The organism is Ensifer sp. ENS09 (genome assembly GCF_014852425.1).
GTDB lineage: Bacteria > Pseudomonadota > Alphaproteobacteria > Rhizobiales > Rhizobiaceae > Ensifer.
Genome location: NZ_JACVBP010000002.1, coordinates 667,245 through 684,718, shown reverse-complemented (window position 1 = coordinate 684,718; position 17,474 = coordinate 667,245). Strand labels below are relative to the sequence as shown.

Below are 17,474 nucleotides of genomic sequence, written 5' to 3'. Positions count from 1 at the left end.
AGGTCAAGTCCTCCCCGGCGCGTCGCGATGGTGCTTGTCGATCCCGATGATGCGAAGCCGACCGTTGCCTGGCTCGGGCGCAAAGCGCCGGCGTATGGTCCGGGCGAACGCTTTGCGCGGTCCAAACCCTTGCCGCACCTCGACTGATCCGATAGGGAAAGCAGCCAACACGTGACAGTCCGGAATGCTCCCATGACCGAGAAACAGAAGAAACCGCAGAAGCTCAAGGCGCGTCTTCCGCGCGGCTTCGTCGATCGCTCCGCTGCCGATATCCGCGCGACCGACGAAATGATCGGCAAGATCAGGTCGGTCTACGAGCATTATGGTTTCGATCCGGTCGAAACGCCGCTGTTCGAATACACCGATGCGCTCGGCAAGTTCCTGCCTGACAGCGACCGGCCGAACGAGGGCGTCTTCTCGCTGACGGACGACGACGACCAGTGGCTGTCGCTGCGCTACGACCTGACGGCGCCGCTCGCCCGTCACGTCGCCGAGAACTTCAACGAGATCCAGCTGCCGTTCCGCACCTATCGCGCCGGCTACGTCTTCCGCAACGAGAAGCCTGGCCCGGGCCGCTTCCGCCAGTTCATGCAGTTCGATGCCGACACCGTCGGTGCCGCCGGCGTCCAGGCGGACGCCGAAATGTGCATGATGATGGCCGACACCATGGAAGCCCTTGGCATTGCGCGCGGCGACTACGTGATCCGCGTCAACAACCGCAAGGTGCTCGACGGCGTCATGGAGGCGATCGGTCTTGGCGGCGACGACAAGGTCAATGCCCGCCTGACGGTGCTGCGCGCCATCGACAAGCTCGACAAGTTCGGCCCCGAAGGCGTGCGTTTGTTGCTCGGCGAAGGCCGCAGGGACGAAAGCGGCGACTTCACCAAGGGTGCCGGGCTTAACGGCGAGCAGATCGACAAGGTCCTGTTCTTCGTCGGTATCCAGAATTATGCCGAAAGCGCAGACGAATTGGCAGCGCTCGTTTCAGGCACTGCCAGGGGTGGCGAGGGCGTCCAGGAACTCAACACGATCCGCAGCCTAGTCGTTAGTGCCGGCTATGAGGCCGACCGTATCAAGATCGACCCCTCGGTCGTGCGTGGTCTCGAATATTACACCGGCCCGGTCTTCGAGGCCGAGCTGCAGTTTGCCGTCACCAATGAGAAGGGTGAGAAGGTCGTCTTTGGCTCGGTCGGCGGTGGCGGTCGTTACGACGGCCTCGTGTCGCGCTTCATGGGTCAGCCCGTACCGGCAACCGGCTTCTCGATCGGTGTTTCCCGCCTGATGACCGCGCTGAAGAACCTCGGCAAGCTCGGTGCCTCGGACGTGCTCGCGCCTGTTGTCGTCTGTGTGATGGACCGCGACATCGAGGCGATGGGCCACTATCAGCGCTTCGTGCAGCAGCTGCGCCATGCCGGCATCCGCGCCGAAATGTACCAGGGCAACAAGAAGAACTTTGGCGACCAGCTGAAATATGCCGACCGCCGTGGCTCGCCGCTTGCCATCATCCAGGGCGGCGACGAGCGCGCCGCCGGTGTCGTGCAGATCAAGGATCTGATCGAGGGCAAGCGCCTGTCCGGTGAGATCGAGGACAATGCGGCCTGGCGCGAGGCGCGCGTGGCTCAGGTTTCCGTACCGACGGCCGAACTGGTCGAGAAGGTGCGCGAGATGCTGGCGGCGCAGGCCGAGGATCGGGCAAGGGGCTGACGGTCATGGCCCTCATCAATCTGCCTGCTTTTGCCGATGCGCTCCTTGCCGACTTCGAAAGCCTCGGCGCGCTGCGCGTCGACACCCCAGTGATCCAGCCGGCCGAGCCTTTCCTCGCCATGGCCGGGGAGGATCTGCGCCGTCGTATCTTCATGACCGAGAGCGAGACCGGCGAGAGCCTGTGCCTGCGGCCGGAATTCACCATCCCCGTCTGTCTCCGCCATATCGAGGCGGTCACCGGAACGCCGAAGCGCTATGCCTATCTCGGCGAGGTCTTCCGCCAGCGCCGCGAAGGCGGCAACGAATTCTACCAGGCCGGCATCGAGGATCTGGGCGATACCGACACCGCGGCAGCCGATGCGCGCGCCGTCTCTGACGCAATGCGCATCGTCTCCAACCGGGTGCCGGGCCGGTCCCTCAGCGTGACGCTCGGCGACCAGGCCGTGTTTGAAGCCGTCGTCGGCGCCTGTGGCCTGCCGGCCGGATGGCAGAAGCGGTTGATCCACGCCTTCGGCGACCAGAAGCACCTGCAGAAGCTTCTGACCGAGCTTGCCCATCCGCGGACCGTCGGCGTCTTCGGCCCCGAAGTGGTGCGGCTGTCGATGGACGGCCTGCTCGAGGACGAGGAGCGTCTCGTCGCGCATGTTGCCGCAACGATGGAAGCGACCGGCTATTCGACCAATGCCAGCCGCTCGCCTGAGGACATCGCGCGCCGGCTGAAGGAAAAGATGGAGCTGGCGAACACGCGGCTCGACCGAAAGACGCTGGACCATGTCGCTGCGTTCCTGGCGCTCGACGTGCCGCTTGCCGATGCGCCGGCCGCACTCTTCGCTTTCGCGCAGAAATCCGGCCTCAAGATCGATGATGCGCTCACCCGCTTCGATGCCCGTGTGTCCGCACTTTCCAAGACCGGTGCCGACATCGGCGCCATTCGCTATCGCGCGGCCTTCGGTCGCCCGCTCGACTATTACACTGGCCTTGTTTTCGAGGTCGAGCTTGCCGGCACGCATGCCGTTCTTGCCGGCGGTGGCCGCTTCGACCGGCTGCTGACCCTGCTTGGCGCCCGCGAGCATATCCCGGCCGTTGGCTTCTCGCTCTGGCTCGACCGCATCGAAAAGGCGATTGCCTCTGAAGGAGGCGCTCAATGACCATCACCATCGCGCTGCCGTCCAAGGGGCGGATGAAGGATGACGCCTCGGCGATCTTCGAACGCGCCGGCCTGAAGATCGTTGCCGTCGGTAACGACCGCTCCTATCGCGGCCGCGTCGAAGGCGCAGACGACGTTGAGATCGCGTTCCTTTCGGCGTCGGAAATCTCGCGCGAACTCGGCAACGGCTCGATCGATTTCGGCGTCACCGGCGAAGACCTAGTGCGCGAGGGCCTTGCCAATGCCGACGCCCGCGTCGAATTCTGCGCCCGCCTCGGCTTCGGCCATGCCGATGTCGTCGTCGCTGTTCCGGAGATCTGGTACGACGTCGACACCATGGCCGATCTCGGTGACGTGGCCGCCGATTTCCGCGCCCGCCACGGCCGGCGTCTGGCGATCGCCACCAAGTACTGGCGGCTGACGCAAAACCATTTCTCCGGCAGCCACGGCATCCAGCTCTACCGCATCGTCGAAAGCCTTGGCGCCACCGAAGGCGCGCCGGCCTCCGGTTCGGCCGACATCATCGTCGACATCACCTCGACCGGTTCGACGCTGAAGGCAAACCACCTGAAGATCCTGACGGACGGCGTGATCCTGCGTTCAGAGGCTTGCCTCGTTCGGGCGCGCAAGGCCGCCCACGACGGTGATCCGGTCGTGGCACGAATTATCGCGGCCGTTCGTAGCGTGCTTTGACGCTGCAAACGGGGCAGGGCGGGATCTCACGAACCCGCCGGTTACAAAAATAAAGTAGGGCCCTCAAAAGGCGCGCCCTCCACTCCTATGTAAGTCCTGCGCGCGGCGTTCCTGCCGTTTCCCGCTGTTCCGTTCCAGGAGACCTTCATGGCCGATCTGTCCGCCTTTCCGATCACCAAGCGCTGGCCGGCGAAAAACCCTGACATCATCCAGCTCTATTCGCTGCCGACGCCGAACGGCGTGAAGGTTTCGATCGCGCTCGAAGAGTTGGGCCTGCCCTACGAGCCGCACCGCATCACCTTCGATACCAACGACCAGAAGTCGCCCGAGTTCGTCTCGCTCAACCCCAACGGCCGCATCCCGGCGATCATCGATCCCAACGGCCCGGATGGAAAGCCGATCGGGCTGTTCGAGTCCGGCGCGATCCTCATCTATCTCGCGGAAAAGACCGGCAAGCTGCTGCCTGCCGACGCGGCCGGCCGTTACGAAACGATCGCCTGGGTGATGTTCCAGATGGGCGGCGTCGGCCCGATGTTCGGTCAGTTCGGTCACTTCTTCAAGTTCGCCGCCGACAAGGTCGCCAACAATTCCTACCCCGTCGAGCGCTACCGTGACGAAGCCAAGCGGCTGCTCGGCGTGCTCGAAACCCACCTTGAAGGACGGCAATGGCTGATGGGCGACGACTACACGATCGCCGATATTGCCACCTACCCCTGGGTCGAAGGCGCGCGCAGATTCTATGGCGGCGCCGAGGTTCTGGATTACAAGAGCTTCCCGAAGGTGATGGCCTGGGTCGAGCGCGGCCTGTCGCGCCCGGCGGCTCAAAAGGGCATGGATGTGCCGCGCAAGGAATAGCAAACGGCGTGGCCTGTGCCAGAGTTGACGAAGCTCGGGCGGAAGGCTAGGCCTTGTTGTACAGTTGAATAAAGACAGGTGGGAAGCGTGTCCGGAAGGCTTGTTGTTGTCGGTGGCGGTCAGGCCGCCTTTGCTCTGGTTGCGAAGCTCCGTGCACTGAAGGACGAGCGGCCGATTACCATCGTCGCCTCCGAAGCAAGCCTGCCTTACCAGCGCCCGCCGCTCTCCAAAAAGTATCTCCTGCGCGAGATGAGCCTCGACCGGCTGCTCTACCGGCCGGAAGCCTGGTACGGCGAGCACGCTGTCGACGTGCGCCTCGAAACGACCGTGACCGGGCTCGACCGGGCCGGCAAGCGCGTGTCGCTCAGCGACGGCACGTCGCTCGACTATGAGGTGCTGGCCTTTGCCACCGGCGCCACGCCGCGCCGGCTGCCCGCCTCTGTCGGTGGCGATCTCGAGGGTGTCTTCGTCGTTCGTGACTTCACGGACGCCGATCGCCTCGCCGAGGAGATGAAGCCCGGCCGCCGCGCGCTCGTCATCGGCGGCGGTTACATCGGTCTCGAGGCGGCGGCCGTCGCGCGCACCTGCGGCCTCGACGTCACGGTCATCGAAATGGCCGACCGCATCCTGCAGCGTGTTGCCTCCTCGGCGACGTCGGGGCTCGTGCGCGACATTCATCGGGGTCGCGGCGTCGATATCCGCGAGGGTACCGGTCTCAACCGCCTCGTCGGCGACAATGGCCGTGTCACCGCAGCGGAACTCTCCGACGGCTCCGCGTTGCCGGTCGACGTCGTCATCGTCGGCATCGGCGTGACCGCCAATGATCGCCTGGCGCATGATGCCGGGCTCGAAACCGCAAACGGCATCGTCGTCGACGCACACGGCCGCACCTTAGATCCGGCGATCTTCGCGATGGGCGATTGCGCCGTTCTGCCCTTCGAGGACCTGCGCATCCGGCTGGAGTCGGTACAGAATGCCGTGGATCAGGCCGAAGCGGTCGCCGCGATCCTTGCCGGCAGCGACGCCCCTTACGAGCCCAAGCCCTGGTTCTGGTCCGACCAGTATGACGTCAAGCTGCAGATCGCCGGCTTCGGGCTCGGCCACGACGAAACGATCGTCAGGCCCGGCCAGCGCGAAGGCAGCGTGTCGGTCTGGTATTTCCGGCAGGGGCGCCTGGTGGCCGTCGACGCGATCAACGACGCCAAGGCCTATGTGACGGGCAAGAAGATGCTGGAGACCGGCGTCAACCCCGACCGGGCCGTCATCGCCGATCCGCAATCCGACCTCAAGGCGCTGCTGTCGCAAGCATAGGCGGCGAAACCACGCCAGGCAGCGCCTTTTGCAAAGTGCAACTTCAAGGCGGCTTGGTTTCAATTTTCATTAACGACGCCGCTATTGTTTTGCCGCGCAACCGGGCGGCAAAGCGACGATTTATCATTTCCTTAAATCACCTACCGGCAACACAGGTCGATTAACTGGAGGCGAGAGGTCTCGTTTCCCCGTGGTTGTTGATTTAGGCGATTGGCGATGTTCAAGGTTCTTACATGCCTGGTGGTAGAGCATAATCCCAGACTGGTCGTTTTGGCCGCACTTGTCTGCTTCCTCGCGAGCTACGGAGCAGTCACGCTGTTGCAGCGTGCTCGCGGCTCCTCGGGCAAGGCAAAAGCGATCTGGGCGACGGCGGCTGGCATCGCCAGCGGCTTCGGTATCTGGGCGACCCACTTCATCGCCATGCTGGCTTACGATCCTGGCGTCGTCCTCGGCTACCAGATGGATCTCACCGGCCTGTCGCTGGCCGTCGCGATTATCCTGACCACGACGGCGCTGTTGATCGTCACCCATGTTCAGGACCGGCTCGGCTGGATTGCCGGCGGCTTCGTTCTCGGCGGCGGCGTCGCCTGCATGCATTTCCTCGGCATGGCGGCGCTCGACGTGCCGGGCAGCATCCGCTGGGATGCGACGCTGGTCGTCACCTCCGTGGTCGTCGGCTCGCTGTTCGATATCGCCGCCCTGCGTACGATCGCCAGCATCGGCAACCGGTTGAAGGCGAAAGTCCTTGCCACCCTGCTGATGACGCTCGGGATCGTCGCGCTGCATTTCACCGCCATGGGCGCGGTCACGATCGAGGCCGACCTGCTGACGCCGACCCATGCGGGCATGATCCAGCCGCACCTGCTTGCCTTCGTCATCGCCGGCACCGCCTTCTTCCTGCTGTCGATGGTGCTGATCGCCGCCGGCTTCGCCCATCACGCCGAGCTTTCCGCCGCCGCTGCCGAACGGGAATTCGCCCGCTTCGTGCGCAGCGTGAAGGACTACGCCATCTATATGCTCGACACCGACGGCCGCGTTGCCAGCTGGAACGCCGGCGCCGAGGCCAACAAGGGCTATAAGGGCGAGGAAATCGTCGGCAAGAATTTTTCCTGCTTCTACTCGCAGGAGGATCAGCGCGATCGCGTGCCGCAGCGCGCGCTCGAGGTCGCACTGGCCGATGGCCGCTTCGAGAACGAAGGCTGGCGCTATCGCAAGGATGGATCCCGCTTCTGGGCCCATGTGGTGCTCGACCCTTTCATGGACGATGAGGGCAAGCACGCCGGCTTCATCAAGATCGTCAAGGACATCACCAAGGCGAAGCTTGACGCCGATCGCATCGCCGAGGTCAGCAACAATCTCGATGTCGCGCTCGAAAACATGTCGCAGGGCATCTGCCTGTTCGACAGCAACGACCGGCTGTTGCTATCGAACCGTCGTTGCCGAGAGATCTTCGGCTTTTCCGAGACGCTCGCCGGCAAGGGGCTGACCTTCCGCGAGATCCTCGACATCGTCTTTGCCCGCATCTACTCCGATCCGGAAATGGCGCGGACCAAGGCCGACGAGCTCTACCAGAAGCACCGCATCGAAATGGTCGGCAACGGCGGCGGCGATATCGTCGAGAAGCTGGTCAACGGCCGTTCGATCCTGACCAAGCATCGCACGCTGCCCGATGGCGGCTGGGTGAGCACCTATGAGGATATCACCGAGCGGCTGGACACCGAGGAGCAGATCACCTTCCTTGCCCGGCACGACAGCCTCACGGGCCTGCCGAACCGGCTGCAGTTCAGCAGCTACCTCGAAGAGGAGCTGGACGCAGCCGCCTGGTTCAACCGCAAGGTCGCCGTTATCGGCGTCGACCTCAACAAGTTCAAGGAAGTCAACGACCTGCATGGTCACGCCGCCGGCGACTTCGTGCTGGTGACGATCGCCCAGCGCGTCAAGGGCCTGCTGCAGGAGGGCGAGTTCGTGGCGCGCCTGGGTGGCGACGAGTTCGCGGCGGTCAAGCGCTTCGAGGAACTCTCCGAGCTCAACGACTTCTTGCGCCGCATCGAAAAGAGCCTGCACGAGGAAATGCGCTTTGGCGATTTCGAGCTCAAGTCGGGCGGCAGCATGGGTGTCGCGATCTATCCGCAGGACGCGGAGACGGCCGACACGCTGATCAACAATGCCGACCTCGCCATGTACCGGGCGAAGGCTGCCCTCAACCAGACCGTCTGCTTCTACGAGGTGTCGATGGACGAGGCCGCCCGCCAGCGGCGCGCGCTTGCTAACGATCTCTGGGACGCGGTGGAGAAGAAGCAGCTTGCCTTGCACTACCAGGTGCAGAAGTCTGTGATGACCGGAGCCGTCATCGGCTACGAGGTGCTCCTGCGCTGGAGCCATCCGGAACGCGGCATGGTGCCTCCGAGCGAGTTCATCCCGCTTGCCGAGGAGTGCGGCGCGATCCTGCCGATCGGCGAATGGGTGCTGCGCGAAGCCTGCCGCGAGGCGGCGGGCTGGGAGAGCAGCCACAAGATTGCGGTCAACCTCTCGCCGGTCCAGCTTGCCAATGGCGACATCGTCAGCCTGGTGCAGGACGTGCTTGCCGAGACGGGTCTCGACCCGAACCGGCTGGAGCTCGAAATTACGGAATCGACGATCATCGACGACAAGGAGCGGGCGCTGCTGACGCTGCGGCAGATCAAGGAACTCGGCGTCACCATCGCGATCGACGACTTCGGCACCGGCTACTCGTCGCTCGAGACGCTGCGCTCCTTCCCCTTCGACAAGATCAAGCTCGACCGGAGCTTCATGTGGGAAGTGGAGGGCAGCCCGCAGGCCAAGGCGATCGTGCGCGCCATTCTTGCACTCGGCCAGAGCCTGTCCGTGCCGATTCTTGCCGAAGGCGTCGAGACGCAGAAGCAGCTCGATATCCTGCAGGCCGAGGGCTGCGATGAGGCGCAGGGCTATCTGCTCGGCCGCCCGGCGCCGATGGCGGTGCTCTTCACGGGCAGCAAGGACGACGCGGCGGCCGCCTGAGCCGTACGTCCGCGTCTCTGCCGCACGCTCTTCACCGCAGTCGCCCACCGGGGCGGTTGCGACGGCCATGCATGTGATCAGGGATTATCTACACCCGTGCGCGGGCGAGGGCGGGCCTACTGGCGCAGCAGCGCGCGGCCCGCGACTTCCACGAGAAAGCGTGGGAAGAAAAAGATGCCGGTGATCATGCCGGAATAGCGCTGTTCGAGGCCGGAAGATTCACCGATGCAGAACAGCGGCTGCTTCTGGCCGGATTCCTCCAGCGCGATCGTCGTCGAAAAGCAAAAGGACGAGCAGCTCGTTGCCGCTTGCTCGAACAGTTCGAGCACGTGGTTGCGATCGGCCGGATCGTAGCAGCGAACGAAGTTCAGAAGGCCGCACTCCCCGTCTCGCAGGCCATGGATGGCGGCCGCCTTCTCGCCGAGGCGGAACAGGCCCGTCGACAGATCGCCGGACCATCCCTCGGAAACGCAAAACTGCTCCATGAATTCATGATGCGGAAGGCCGGGATGCGGCTGTCCCGGAACGCCGAGGGGAGCGGAATTTGCTCTGGTGATCTTAAACACGGTCTACCCCAGCAGAGTTCCCGGAGCCGCCTTCGGCGCCCCAGGGAAACACGTCCCAATGTGCAAACAGCGCCCGACATGACCAATACGAGAGCGCACGCCACATGGTGTGGGTGTTTTCTCAAGTAGAAAGGTCGATAGATGGTAGTGGATCTCGCCGGCGAACTTATGTCGAAGGAGAGTGTCGGCTTAATTTGCGATTAAATACTTTTATTCTTTAGGTATAGTCTCGAAGAATTTCCGGATGGACAGCGAATACGAAAAAGTCCCGGCGATTGCCCGCCTGCCTCAAGTGTGCCGCCCAGTCTCCCCTCAATCTTCGCTCACTTGGGGCGCTGTTATAGTTCGTTTTTTTTCGACTTCAACGGTTTTTTGAAGCCTGACTACAACCGATGGGTTTTTTCCTGCCGACTGTTCGGCAGATGCTTCACCGGCGATGAATGGCATTGATAAAAAACAAGAAAGGCGACCCGAAGGCCGCCTTTCCGATCCGGATGGATCAGTGCTGCGATAAGGCTTTCGCCTTTATCACATCATGTCCATGCCGCCCGTTCAGCGCGCTTGACGCGCTGAACCACTTTAAGTGCATGGGCGAAGCTTTATGGACGATGCTGCGATAAGGCTGTCGCCGTTATCACATCATGTCCATGCCGCCCATGCCGCCCATGCCGCCAGGCATGCCAGCCGGGGCGTCCTTCTTCGGCAGTTCGGCAATCATGGCTTCCGTCGTGACGAGGAGGCCAGCAACCGAAGCTGCGTCCTGAAGGGCGGTGCGAACGACCTTGACCGGGTCGATGATGCCCATGGCAATCATGTCGCCGTATTCGCCGGTCTGGGCGTTGTAGCCGAAGTTGTCCTGGTCCTTGTCGAGGATCTTGCCGACAACGATCGAAGCTTCGTCACCAGCGTTCTCTGCGATCTGGCGGGCCGGAGCCTGCAGAGCGCGACGAACGATGTTGATGCCGGCTTCCTGGTCGTCGTTGACGCCCTTGACGGTGATCTTGACGGAAGAACGCAGCAGGGCAACGCCGCCGCCCGGTACGATGCCTTCCTGAACAGCAGCGCGCGTCGCGTTGAGAGCGTCGTCGATGCGGTCCTTCTTTTCCTTGACTTCAACTTCCGTCGAGCCGCCAACGCGGATCACGGCAACGCCGCCAGCGAGCTTGGCAAGACGTTCCTGCAGCTTTTCGCGGTCGTAGTCAGAAGTGGTTTCTTCGATCTGAGCCTTGATCTGGGCAACGCGGCCTTCGATGTCGCTCTTCTGGCCGGAACCGTCGACGATCGTCGTGTTTTCCTTGGAGATCGAAACCTTCTTCGCACGGCCGAGCATGTCGAGCGTGACGTTTTCGAGCTTGATGCCGAGGTCTTCCGAGATCACGGTACCACCGGTCAGGATGGCGATGTCTTCGAGCATGGCCTTGCGGCGATCGCCGAAGCCCGGAGCCTTGACAGCAGCGATCTTGAGGCCGCCACGCAGCTTGTTGACGACGAGCGTAGCAAGAGCTTCGCCTTCGACGTCTTCAGCGATGATGAGCAGCGGCTTGCCGGTCTGAACGACAGCTTCGAGAACCGGGAGCATGGCCTGCAGGTTCGAGAGCTTCTTCTCGTGGAGGAGAACGAAGACGTCGTCGAGGTCAGCGACCATCTTTTCCGGGTTGGTGACGAAGTAGGGCGACAGGTAGCCGCGGTCGAACTGCATGCCTTCGACGACTTCGAGTTCGGTTTCGGCGGTCTTGGCTTCTTCAACCGTGATGACGCCTTCGTTGCCGACCTTCTGCATTGCTTCTGCAATGTCGAGGCCGATCTGACGCTCGCCGTTAGCCGAGATCGTGCCGACCTGTGCAACTTCTTCCGACGTGTTGATCTTCTTGGCCTTGGCCTGGAGATCCTTGACGACTTCGCCGACAGCGAGGTCGATGCCGCGCTTCAGGTCCATCGGGTTCATGCCGGCAGCAACAGCCTTGGCGCCTTCGCGAACGATCGCCTGGGCCAGAACGGTTGCAGTCGTGGTGCCGTCGCCGGCGATGTCGTTGGTCTTCGAAGCAACTTCGCGGACCATCTGGGCGCCCATGTTTTCGAACTTGTCTTCGAGTTCGATTTCCTTGGCGACCGATACGCCGTCCTTGGTGATGCGCGGAGCGCCGAAGGACTTGTCGATGATGACGTTACGACCCTTCGGGCCGAGCGTGACCTTTACGGCGTCAGCGAGGATGTCGACGCCACGCAGCATCTTTTCGCGCGCGGTGCGGCCGAACTTGATTTCTTTTGCAGCCATTAGAGAACTCCCGGGCTCATTGCCCATTGGTTGTCATGAAAAGGGTGGACGACGGCTGGATCAGCCGATGATGCCCATGATGTCGGCTTCCTTCATGATCAGAAGGTCTTCGCCGTTGATCTTGACTTCGGTGCCCGACCACTTGCCGAACAGAACGCGGTCGCCAGCCTTGACGTCGAGAGCGACAACCTTGCCGCTTTCGTCACGGGCGCCCGAACCGACGGCGACGATTTCGCCTTCCTGCGGCTTTTCCTTGGCGGTGTCCGGAATGATGATCCCGCCCTTGGTCTTCTCTTCAGACTCGACGCGGCGAACGACAACGCGGTCGTGCAGCGGGCGGAAGTTGGTGCTTGCCATTAGTCTAATCCCTCGATCAAATGACACTACGGATCGCAGATGGACCCGATGGATGGGTGTTAGCACTCTTGTTTATCGAGTGCTAGCGATGCCGAGATAAGCTTGGGTATGGGGTGAGTCAAGGATCGGCGCCTAGATTTTTTGCTGGCGGCGGTTGCCTTGGGTGGGCGCAGCAGGCGAGAGCGTAGGCAGCCTACCCTCATTCTTGGCGAAATCTAGGCGATCGCGTCGATGAGTGGCATCGGCCGGATTTTGACGGTTGATAACCACGACAAGGTGCTTCTGCGTGGCGGGCGGCGTCTGCAATGCATTTTTTCCTGGCTCTCGACACGGCCGGAATCCTTGGGAAGGGGCGCCTTTTTCGGGAGACGAGACTTGTAATCTCCTGCCTTCCTTGCCATGCAAGCCGGAAACCGTGTTTGCAGGAAGCCAGAATGGCCGCAAGGATCAACAGTTTTCGCGAAATCGCCAAGCGCTACGATGTCGTTCTGTGCGACGTCTGGGGCGTTCTTCACAACGGCGTGCAGGCTTTCGCCTCCGCCTGTGAAGCATTGGCCGAGGCGCGTGCCGCCGGGCTGACCGTCGTACTCATCACCAATTCGCCGCGCCCGAGCCCGATGGTGAAGGTGCAGATCCGCAGCCTCGGCGTGCCCGACGAAGCCTATGACCGGATCGTCACCTCGGGCGACGTGACCCGGGCTCTGATCGCTGCCGCCGACAAGAAGATCTTCTTCATCGGAGCCGAGCGCGACCTGCCGCTGCTCGAGGGCCTGGGGACGCAGATCGTTTCCTCGGAAGATGCCGAGACGGTCGTCTGCGCCGGCTTCTATGACGACGAGACCGAAACGCCCGAGCATTACCGCGCGACCCTGACGGGCCTTGCCAAGCGCAAGATCCCGTTCATCTGTGCCAATCCCGACCTCGTCGTCGAGCGCGGCCACCGGCTGATCCCTTGCGCCGGCGCGATTGCCAAGCTCTACGAGGAACTCGGCGGCGAGGCGCGCATTGCCGGTAAGCCCTACATCGCGATTTACCGCGCCGCCCTCGGCGAGGCGAAGGCCGCGCGCGGACCGATTGACCTCACCCGCGTCATCGCTGTCGGTGACGGCATGCCGACGGACGTCAAGGGTGCGCAGGATGCGGGCCTGGATCTGCTCTATATCAGCGCCGGTATCCACGCCCAGGAATACATGAACGAAAGCCGGACCGACGAGGCGAAGCTTGCCGCCTTCCTCAAGAAGGAGGGCGCCTCGCCTAAATATTGGATGCCACGGCTCGCCTGACGGGAAGATGGAGATGACGGTTTTTCATCGCAACGAGACCCGTGATCCGCTTCCGGAGCACTTGCGCGGCGGTGTCGTCGCCATCGGCAATTTCGACGGCGTGCACCGTGGTCACCAGTCGGTTCTCAATCGGGCGCTGGAAGAGGCGAAGTCGCGCGGCGTGCCGGCGCTCGTGCTCACTTTCGAACCGCATCCGCGAACCGTCTTCCGCCCGGACACGCCTGTCTTCCGGCTGACGCCGGCACCGTTGAAGGCCCGCATCCTCGAAGGCATGGGCTTCGGCGCCGTCATCGAATATCCCTTCGATCGTACCTTTTCGCAGCTTTCCGCATCGGACTTCATCCATCGCATCCTGCTCGAATGGCTGCATGCCTCGCATGTGGTGACCGGTTTCGACTTTCATTTCGGCAAAGGTCGCGAGGGTGGCCCTGCGTTTCTGATGGCGGCGGGCGGCGATAACGGATTTGGCGTGACGCTGGTCGACGCCTTCCGTGATGAAAATGCGTCCGTCATCTCGTCGAGCTACGTCCGAGCGTTGCTCGGCGAGGGCGATGTCGCGCAGGCCGCCGGCATGCTCGGCTACCGTTATCTCGTCGAAGCCGAGGTGATTGGCGGCAAGAAGCTCGGCCGCGAACTCGGTTTTCCCACCGCCAATATGCGGCTCGCGCCCGAGGTGGAGCTTCGGCCCGGCATTTATGCCGTGCGTTTCCGTCGCGCCGACGGCTCGCTCTACGACGGCGTCGCGAGCTTCGGCCGCCGGCCGACAGTCGACAGCGACGGCGAGCCGCTGCTCGAAACCTTCGTCTTCGATTTCTCCGGTGATCTCTATGGCGAGGTCTGCGCCGTCACCTTCTTCGGTCACCTGCGCGACGAACTGAAATTCGATGGCCTCGATCCGCTCGTTGCGCAGATCCGTCAGGACGAGGCCGAAGCCCGCGCGCTGCTTTCCGGCGTCACGCCGCTCGGCGACATCGACCGCAGGCTCAACTTCGCCCGATAAAAGATTTCGGTCTTCGCGCGGCGGCGGACCTTTTCAAAAGGCGGAAAACGCCTTAAACAACCGGCCACCATGACCCGGCACCGTCGATTGATCATCGATCAGCGAATTATTGGCCCGGCCTTCCGCGTGCTGTGATCAGCCGGAAGGTCCGGGATTTCGGCGTTTCCGACGCCCCAGTCATCTCTCGATACCGAGCCCATTTCGTATGCGCGGCCGTTCGCGCGAAGAAGCGATTGCAAAAACCATGACCGACACCGCTGAAAAGATCGACTATTCCTCGTCCCTCTATCTGCCGCAGACGGAGTTCCCGATGCGCGCAGGCCTGCCGCAGAAGGAGCCGGAAACGGTGGCCCGCTGGCAGAAGATGGGCCTTTACAAGAAGCTGCGCGCGTCGGCTGCCGGCCGCGACAAGTTCGTGCTGCACGACGGTCCTCCCTACGCCAACGGCAACATCCACATCGGCCACGCGCTGAACAAGATCCTCAAGGACGTCATCAACCGCTCGTTCCAGATGCGCGGCTTCGACGCCAACTACGTGCCCGGTTGGGACTGCCACGGTCTGCCGATCGAGTGGAAGATCGAGGAGAAGTATCGCGAGAAGGGCCAGAACAAGGACGAGGTTCCGGTCAACGAGTTCCGCCAGGAATGCCGTGACTTCGCCGCCGGCTGGATCCAGGTCCAGGCCGAGGAGTTCAAGCGTCTCGGCATCGAGGGCGACTTCGACAATCCCTACACGACGATGAACTTCCACGCCGAAGCGCGCATCGCCGGCGAACTGATGAAGATCGCCAAGCTCGGCCAGCTCTATCGCGGCTCGAAGCCGGTCATGTGGTCGGTCGTCGAGCGCACGGCACTGGCCGAAGCCGAAGTCGAATACGCCGATATCGAAAGCGACATGATCTGGGTGAAGTTCCCGGTCACCGAAGGTCCCGACAGCCTTGCCGGCACCTTCGTCGTGATCTGGACGACCACGCCCTGGACCATCCCCGGCAACCGCGCCATCGCCTATTCCTCGCGTTATGCCTACGGTCTCTATGAGGTGGCGACCGCTGAGAACGACTTCGGTCCGCAGCCGGGCGAGAAGCTGATCTTTGCCAAGCGCCTGGCAGACGAGTCCGCCGCCAAGGCCAAGCTCACCTTCAACTTCGTTCGCGACCTTGAGGCCGATGAACTGTCGTCCGTGACCTGCGCCCATCCGCTGCACGGTCTGGGCGGCGGCTACGCCTTCAAGGTGCCGCTGCTCGACGGCGACCACGTCACCGACGATGCCGGCACCGGCTTCGTGCACACGGCCCCAAGCCACGGTCGCGAGGACTTTGACGCCTGGATGGACAATGCCCGCGCGCTCGAAGCCCGCGGCATCTCCTCGGCGATCCCGTTCACGGTCGACGACGCCGGCTACTTCACCGCTGACGCCCACGGCTTCGGCCCGGACGCCGAAGGTGGCGCCGGCCGCGTCATCGACGACAAGGGCAAGAAGGGCGACGCCAACGATCGCGTCATCAAGGCGCTGATCGCCCGCCACGCGCTCTTTGCCCGCGGCCGCCTGAAGCACTCCTATCCGCATTCCTGGCGCTCGAAGAAGCCGGTGATCTTCCGCAACACGCCGCAATGGTTCGTCTACATGGACAAGGCCTTCGGCGACGGCACGACGCTGCGTTCGCGCGCACTGTCTGCGATCGACGACACCCGCTTCGTTCCGGGTGCCGGCCAGAACCGTCTGCGCGCGATGATCGAAGGCCGTCCGGACTGGGTGCTCTCGCGCCAGCGCGCCTGGGGCGTGCCGATCGCGATCTTTGCCGACGACCAGGGCGAGATCCTGATCGACGAGGCCGTCAACGCCCGCATCCTCGATGCGTTCGAACTGGAAGGCGCCGATGCCTGGTTCGCCGAAGGCGCCAAGGATCGCTTCCTTGGCAACGACCACGATCATGCCAAGTGGCACCAGGTCATGGACATCCTCGACGTGTGGTTCGACAGCGGTTCGACCCACACCTTCACGCTCGAAGACCGTCCTGATCTGAAGTGGCCGGCCGACGTCTATCTCGAAGGTTCGGACCAGCATCGCGGCTGGTTCCATTCTTCGCTGCTCGAGGCCTGCGCCACGCGCGGCCGCGCACCCTACAACGCCGTTGTCACCCATGGCTTCACCATGGATGAGAAGGGCGAGAAGATGTCGAAGTCCAAGGGCAACACGGTCACCCCGCAAGAGGTGATGAAGGATGCGGGCGCCGACATCCTGCGCCTCTGGGTGATGACGACGGACTATTGGGAAGATCAGCGCCTCGGCAAGACGATCATCCAGACCAACATCGACGCCTATCGCAAGCTGCGCAACACGATCCGCTGGATGCTCGGCACGCTCGCCCACGACAAGGGCGAAGAGATTGCCTATGCCGAGATGCCGGAACTCGAAAAGCTGATGCTGCATCGCCTGGCCGAGCTCGACCAGGTCGTGCGCGAAGGCTACGACGCCTTCGACTTCAAGAAGATCGCCCGCGCGCTGATCGATTTCTCGAATGTCGAGCTCTCGGCCTTCTATTTCGACGTTCGCAAGGATGCGCTCTACTGCGACGCGCCGTCGAGCCTGCGCCGGCGCTCGGCTCTCGCCGTCATCCGCAAGCTCTTCGATTGCCTCGTGCTGTGGCTGGCGCCGATGGTGCCCTTCACCACGGAAGAGGCCTGGCTGTCGCGCAAGCCCGATGCGGTCTCGGTGCATCTCGAACAGTTCCCGGCGATCCCCGCGGAATGGAAGAACGATGCGCTCGAAGCCAAGTGGGAAAAGATCCGCGCGGTCCGCACCGTCGTCACCGGCGCGCTCGAGATCGAGCGCAAGGACAAGCGCATCGGCTCGTCGCTGGAGGCGGCACCGGTCGTCCACGTCGCCGATCCGGAGCTGTTGAAGGCGCTGGAAGGCCAGGACTTCGCCGAGATCTGCATCACCTCGGGGATCACCGTCGAAGCCACCGAAGGTCCGGCCGACGCGTTCCGCCTCGCCGAAGTGGCCAAGGTCAGCGTCGTGCCGAAACTTGCCGAAGGTCAGAAATGCGCCCGCTCCTGGCGGATCACGACCGACGTCGGTTCCGACGCACTCTACCCGGACGTTTCCGCCCGGGATGCCGCTGCCTTGCGCGAGCTTGGTTTCAAGGCTTAACGCATTGTTACCGGATGAATTGCACTCCTTGCGTTCATCCGGTAAAACCTGCCCGAAATTTGGCGGATTTCTCCGCCATGGGCGCTTGAGTGGCCGCGCTGACCGGTGGCC

At 63.0% G+C, this 17,474-nt stretch carries 12 protein-coding genes; 9 read left to right on the top strand and 3 right to left on the bottom strand.

Translation table 11 applies throughout. From position 1 onward, the window contains the following. Nucleotides 1–192 precede the first annotated feature (192 nt). From hisS to IB267_RS11435, 6 genes are all read left to right on the top strand, one after another. Nucleotides 193–1,704 carry a histidine--tRNA ligase gene (gene hisS / locus IB267_RS11460; protein ID WP_192447689.1) on the top strand — a complete coding sequence of 504 codons (1,512 nt, stop codon included), beginning with the start codon at nucleotides 193–195 and terminating at the stop codon, nucleotides 1,702–1,704. A gap of 5 nt (nucleotides 1,705–1,709) precedes the next feature. Then, nucleotides 1,710–2,852, top strand: coding sequence for an ATP phosphoribosyltransferase regulatory subunit (locus IB267_RS11455; protein WP_192447687.1), 1,143 nt, complete (start codon nucleotides 1,710–1,712; stop codon nucleotides 2,850–2,852). Further along, on the top strand, nucleotides 2,849–3,544 hold the full coding sequence (gene hisG / locus IB267_RS11450) for an ATP phosphoribosyltransferase (RefSeq protein ID WP_192447686.1): 696 nt from the start codon (nucleotides 2,849–2,851) through the stop codon (nucleotides 3,542–3,544). Before IB267_RS11455 ends, hisG begins: the two co-directional genes overlap by 4 nt. 147 nt (nucleotides 3,545–3,691) lie before the next feature. Next, the gene (locus IB267_RS11445; protein WP_192447685.1) at nucleotides 3,692–4,399 is read left to right on the top strand and encodes a glutathione binding-like protein; all 708 of its coding nucleotides are present in this window, start codon (nucleotides 3,692–3,694) and stop codon (nucleotides 4,397–4,399) included. An 87-nt stretch (nucleotides 4,400–4,486) separates the two neighbouring features. Continuing rightward, the gene (locus tag IB267_RS11440; protein ID WP_192447683.1) at nucleotides 4,487–5,710 is read left to right on the top strand and encodes an FAD-dependent oxidoreductase; all 1,224 of its coding nucleotides are present in this window, start codon (nucleotides 4,487–4,489) and stop codon (nucleotides 5,708–5,710) included. Between the two features lie 216 nt (nucleotides 5,711–5,926). Then, nucleotides 5,927–8,728, top strand: a complete 2,802-nt coding sequence (locus tag IB267_RS11435; protein ID WP_192447681.1) for an EAL domain-containing protein — start codon at nucleotides 5,927–5,929, stop codon at nucleotides 8,726–8,728. 116 nt (nucleotides 8,729–8,844) lie between these two features. Here the strand turns inward: IB267_RS11435 and IB267_RS11430 are convergent, their stop codons facing one another. The 3 genes from IB267_RS11430 to groES form a co-directional block, all read right to left on the bottom strand. Continuing rightward, nucleotides 8,845–9,294, bottom strand: coding sequence for a hypothetical protein (locus IB267_RS11430; protein ID WP_043618371.1), 450 nt, complete (start codon nucleotides 9,292–9,294; stop codon nucleotides 8,845–8,847). 634 nt (nucleotides 9,295–9,928) lie between these two features. Next, entirely contained in the window at nucleotides 9,929–11,569 is a 1,641-nt protein-coding gene (groL, locus tag IB267_RS11425; RefSeq protein WP_192447678.1) for a chaperonin GroEL, read from the bottom strand. A 60-nt stretch (nucleotides 11,570–11,629) separates the two neighbouring features. Further along, entirely contained in the window at nucleotides 11,630–11,926 is a 297-nt protein-coding gene (gene groES, locus IB267_RS11420) for a co-chaperone GroES (protein ID WP_004675403.1), read from the bottom strand. Between the two features lie 434 nt (nucleotides 11,927–12,360). Here groES and IB267_RS11415 point away from each other — a divergent pair, with 434 nt between their 5' ends. The 3 genes from IB267_RS11415 (at nucleotide 12,361) to ileS (ending at nucleotide 17,363) form a co-directional block, all read left to right on the top strand. Next, entirely contained in the window at nucleotides 12,361–13,209 is an 849-nt protein-coding gene (locus tag IB267_RS11415; protein ID WP_192447677.1) for a TIGR01459 family HAD-type hydrolase, read from the top strand. 13 nt (nucleotides 13,210–13,222) lie between these two features. Further along, entirely contained in the window at nucleotides 13,223–14,209 is a 987-nt protein-coding gene (locus IB267_RS11410) for a bifunctional riboflavin kinase/FAD synthetase (RefSeq protein WP_192447675.1), read from the top strand. 244 nt (nucleotides 14,210–14,453) lie between these two features. Further along, the gene (gene ileS / locus IB267_RS11405) at nucleotides 14,454–17,363 is read left to right on the top strand and encodes an isoleucine--tRNA ligase (protein ID WP_192447673.1); all 2,910 of its coding nucleotides are present in this window, start codon (nucleotides 14,454–14,456) and stop codon (nucleotides 17,361–17,363) included. The last annotated feature ends 111 nt before the right edge of the window (nucleotides 17,364–17,474 follow it).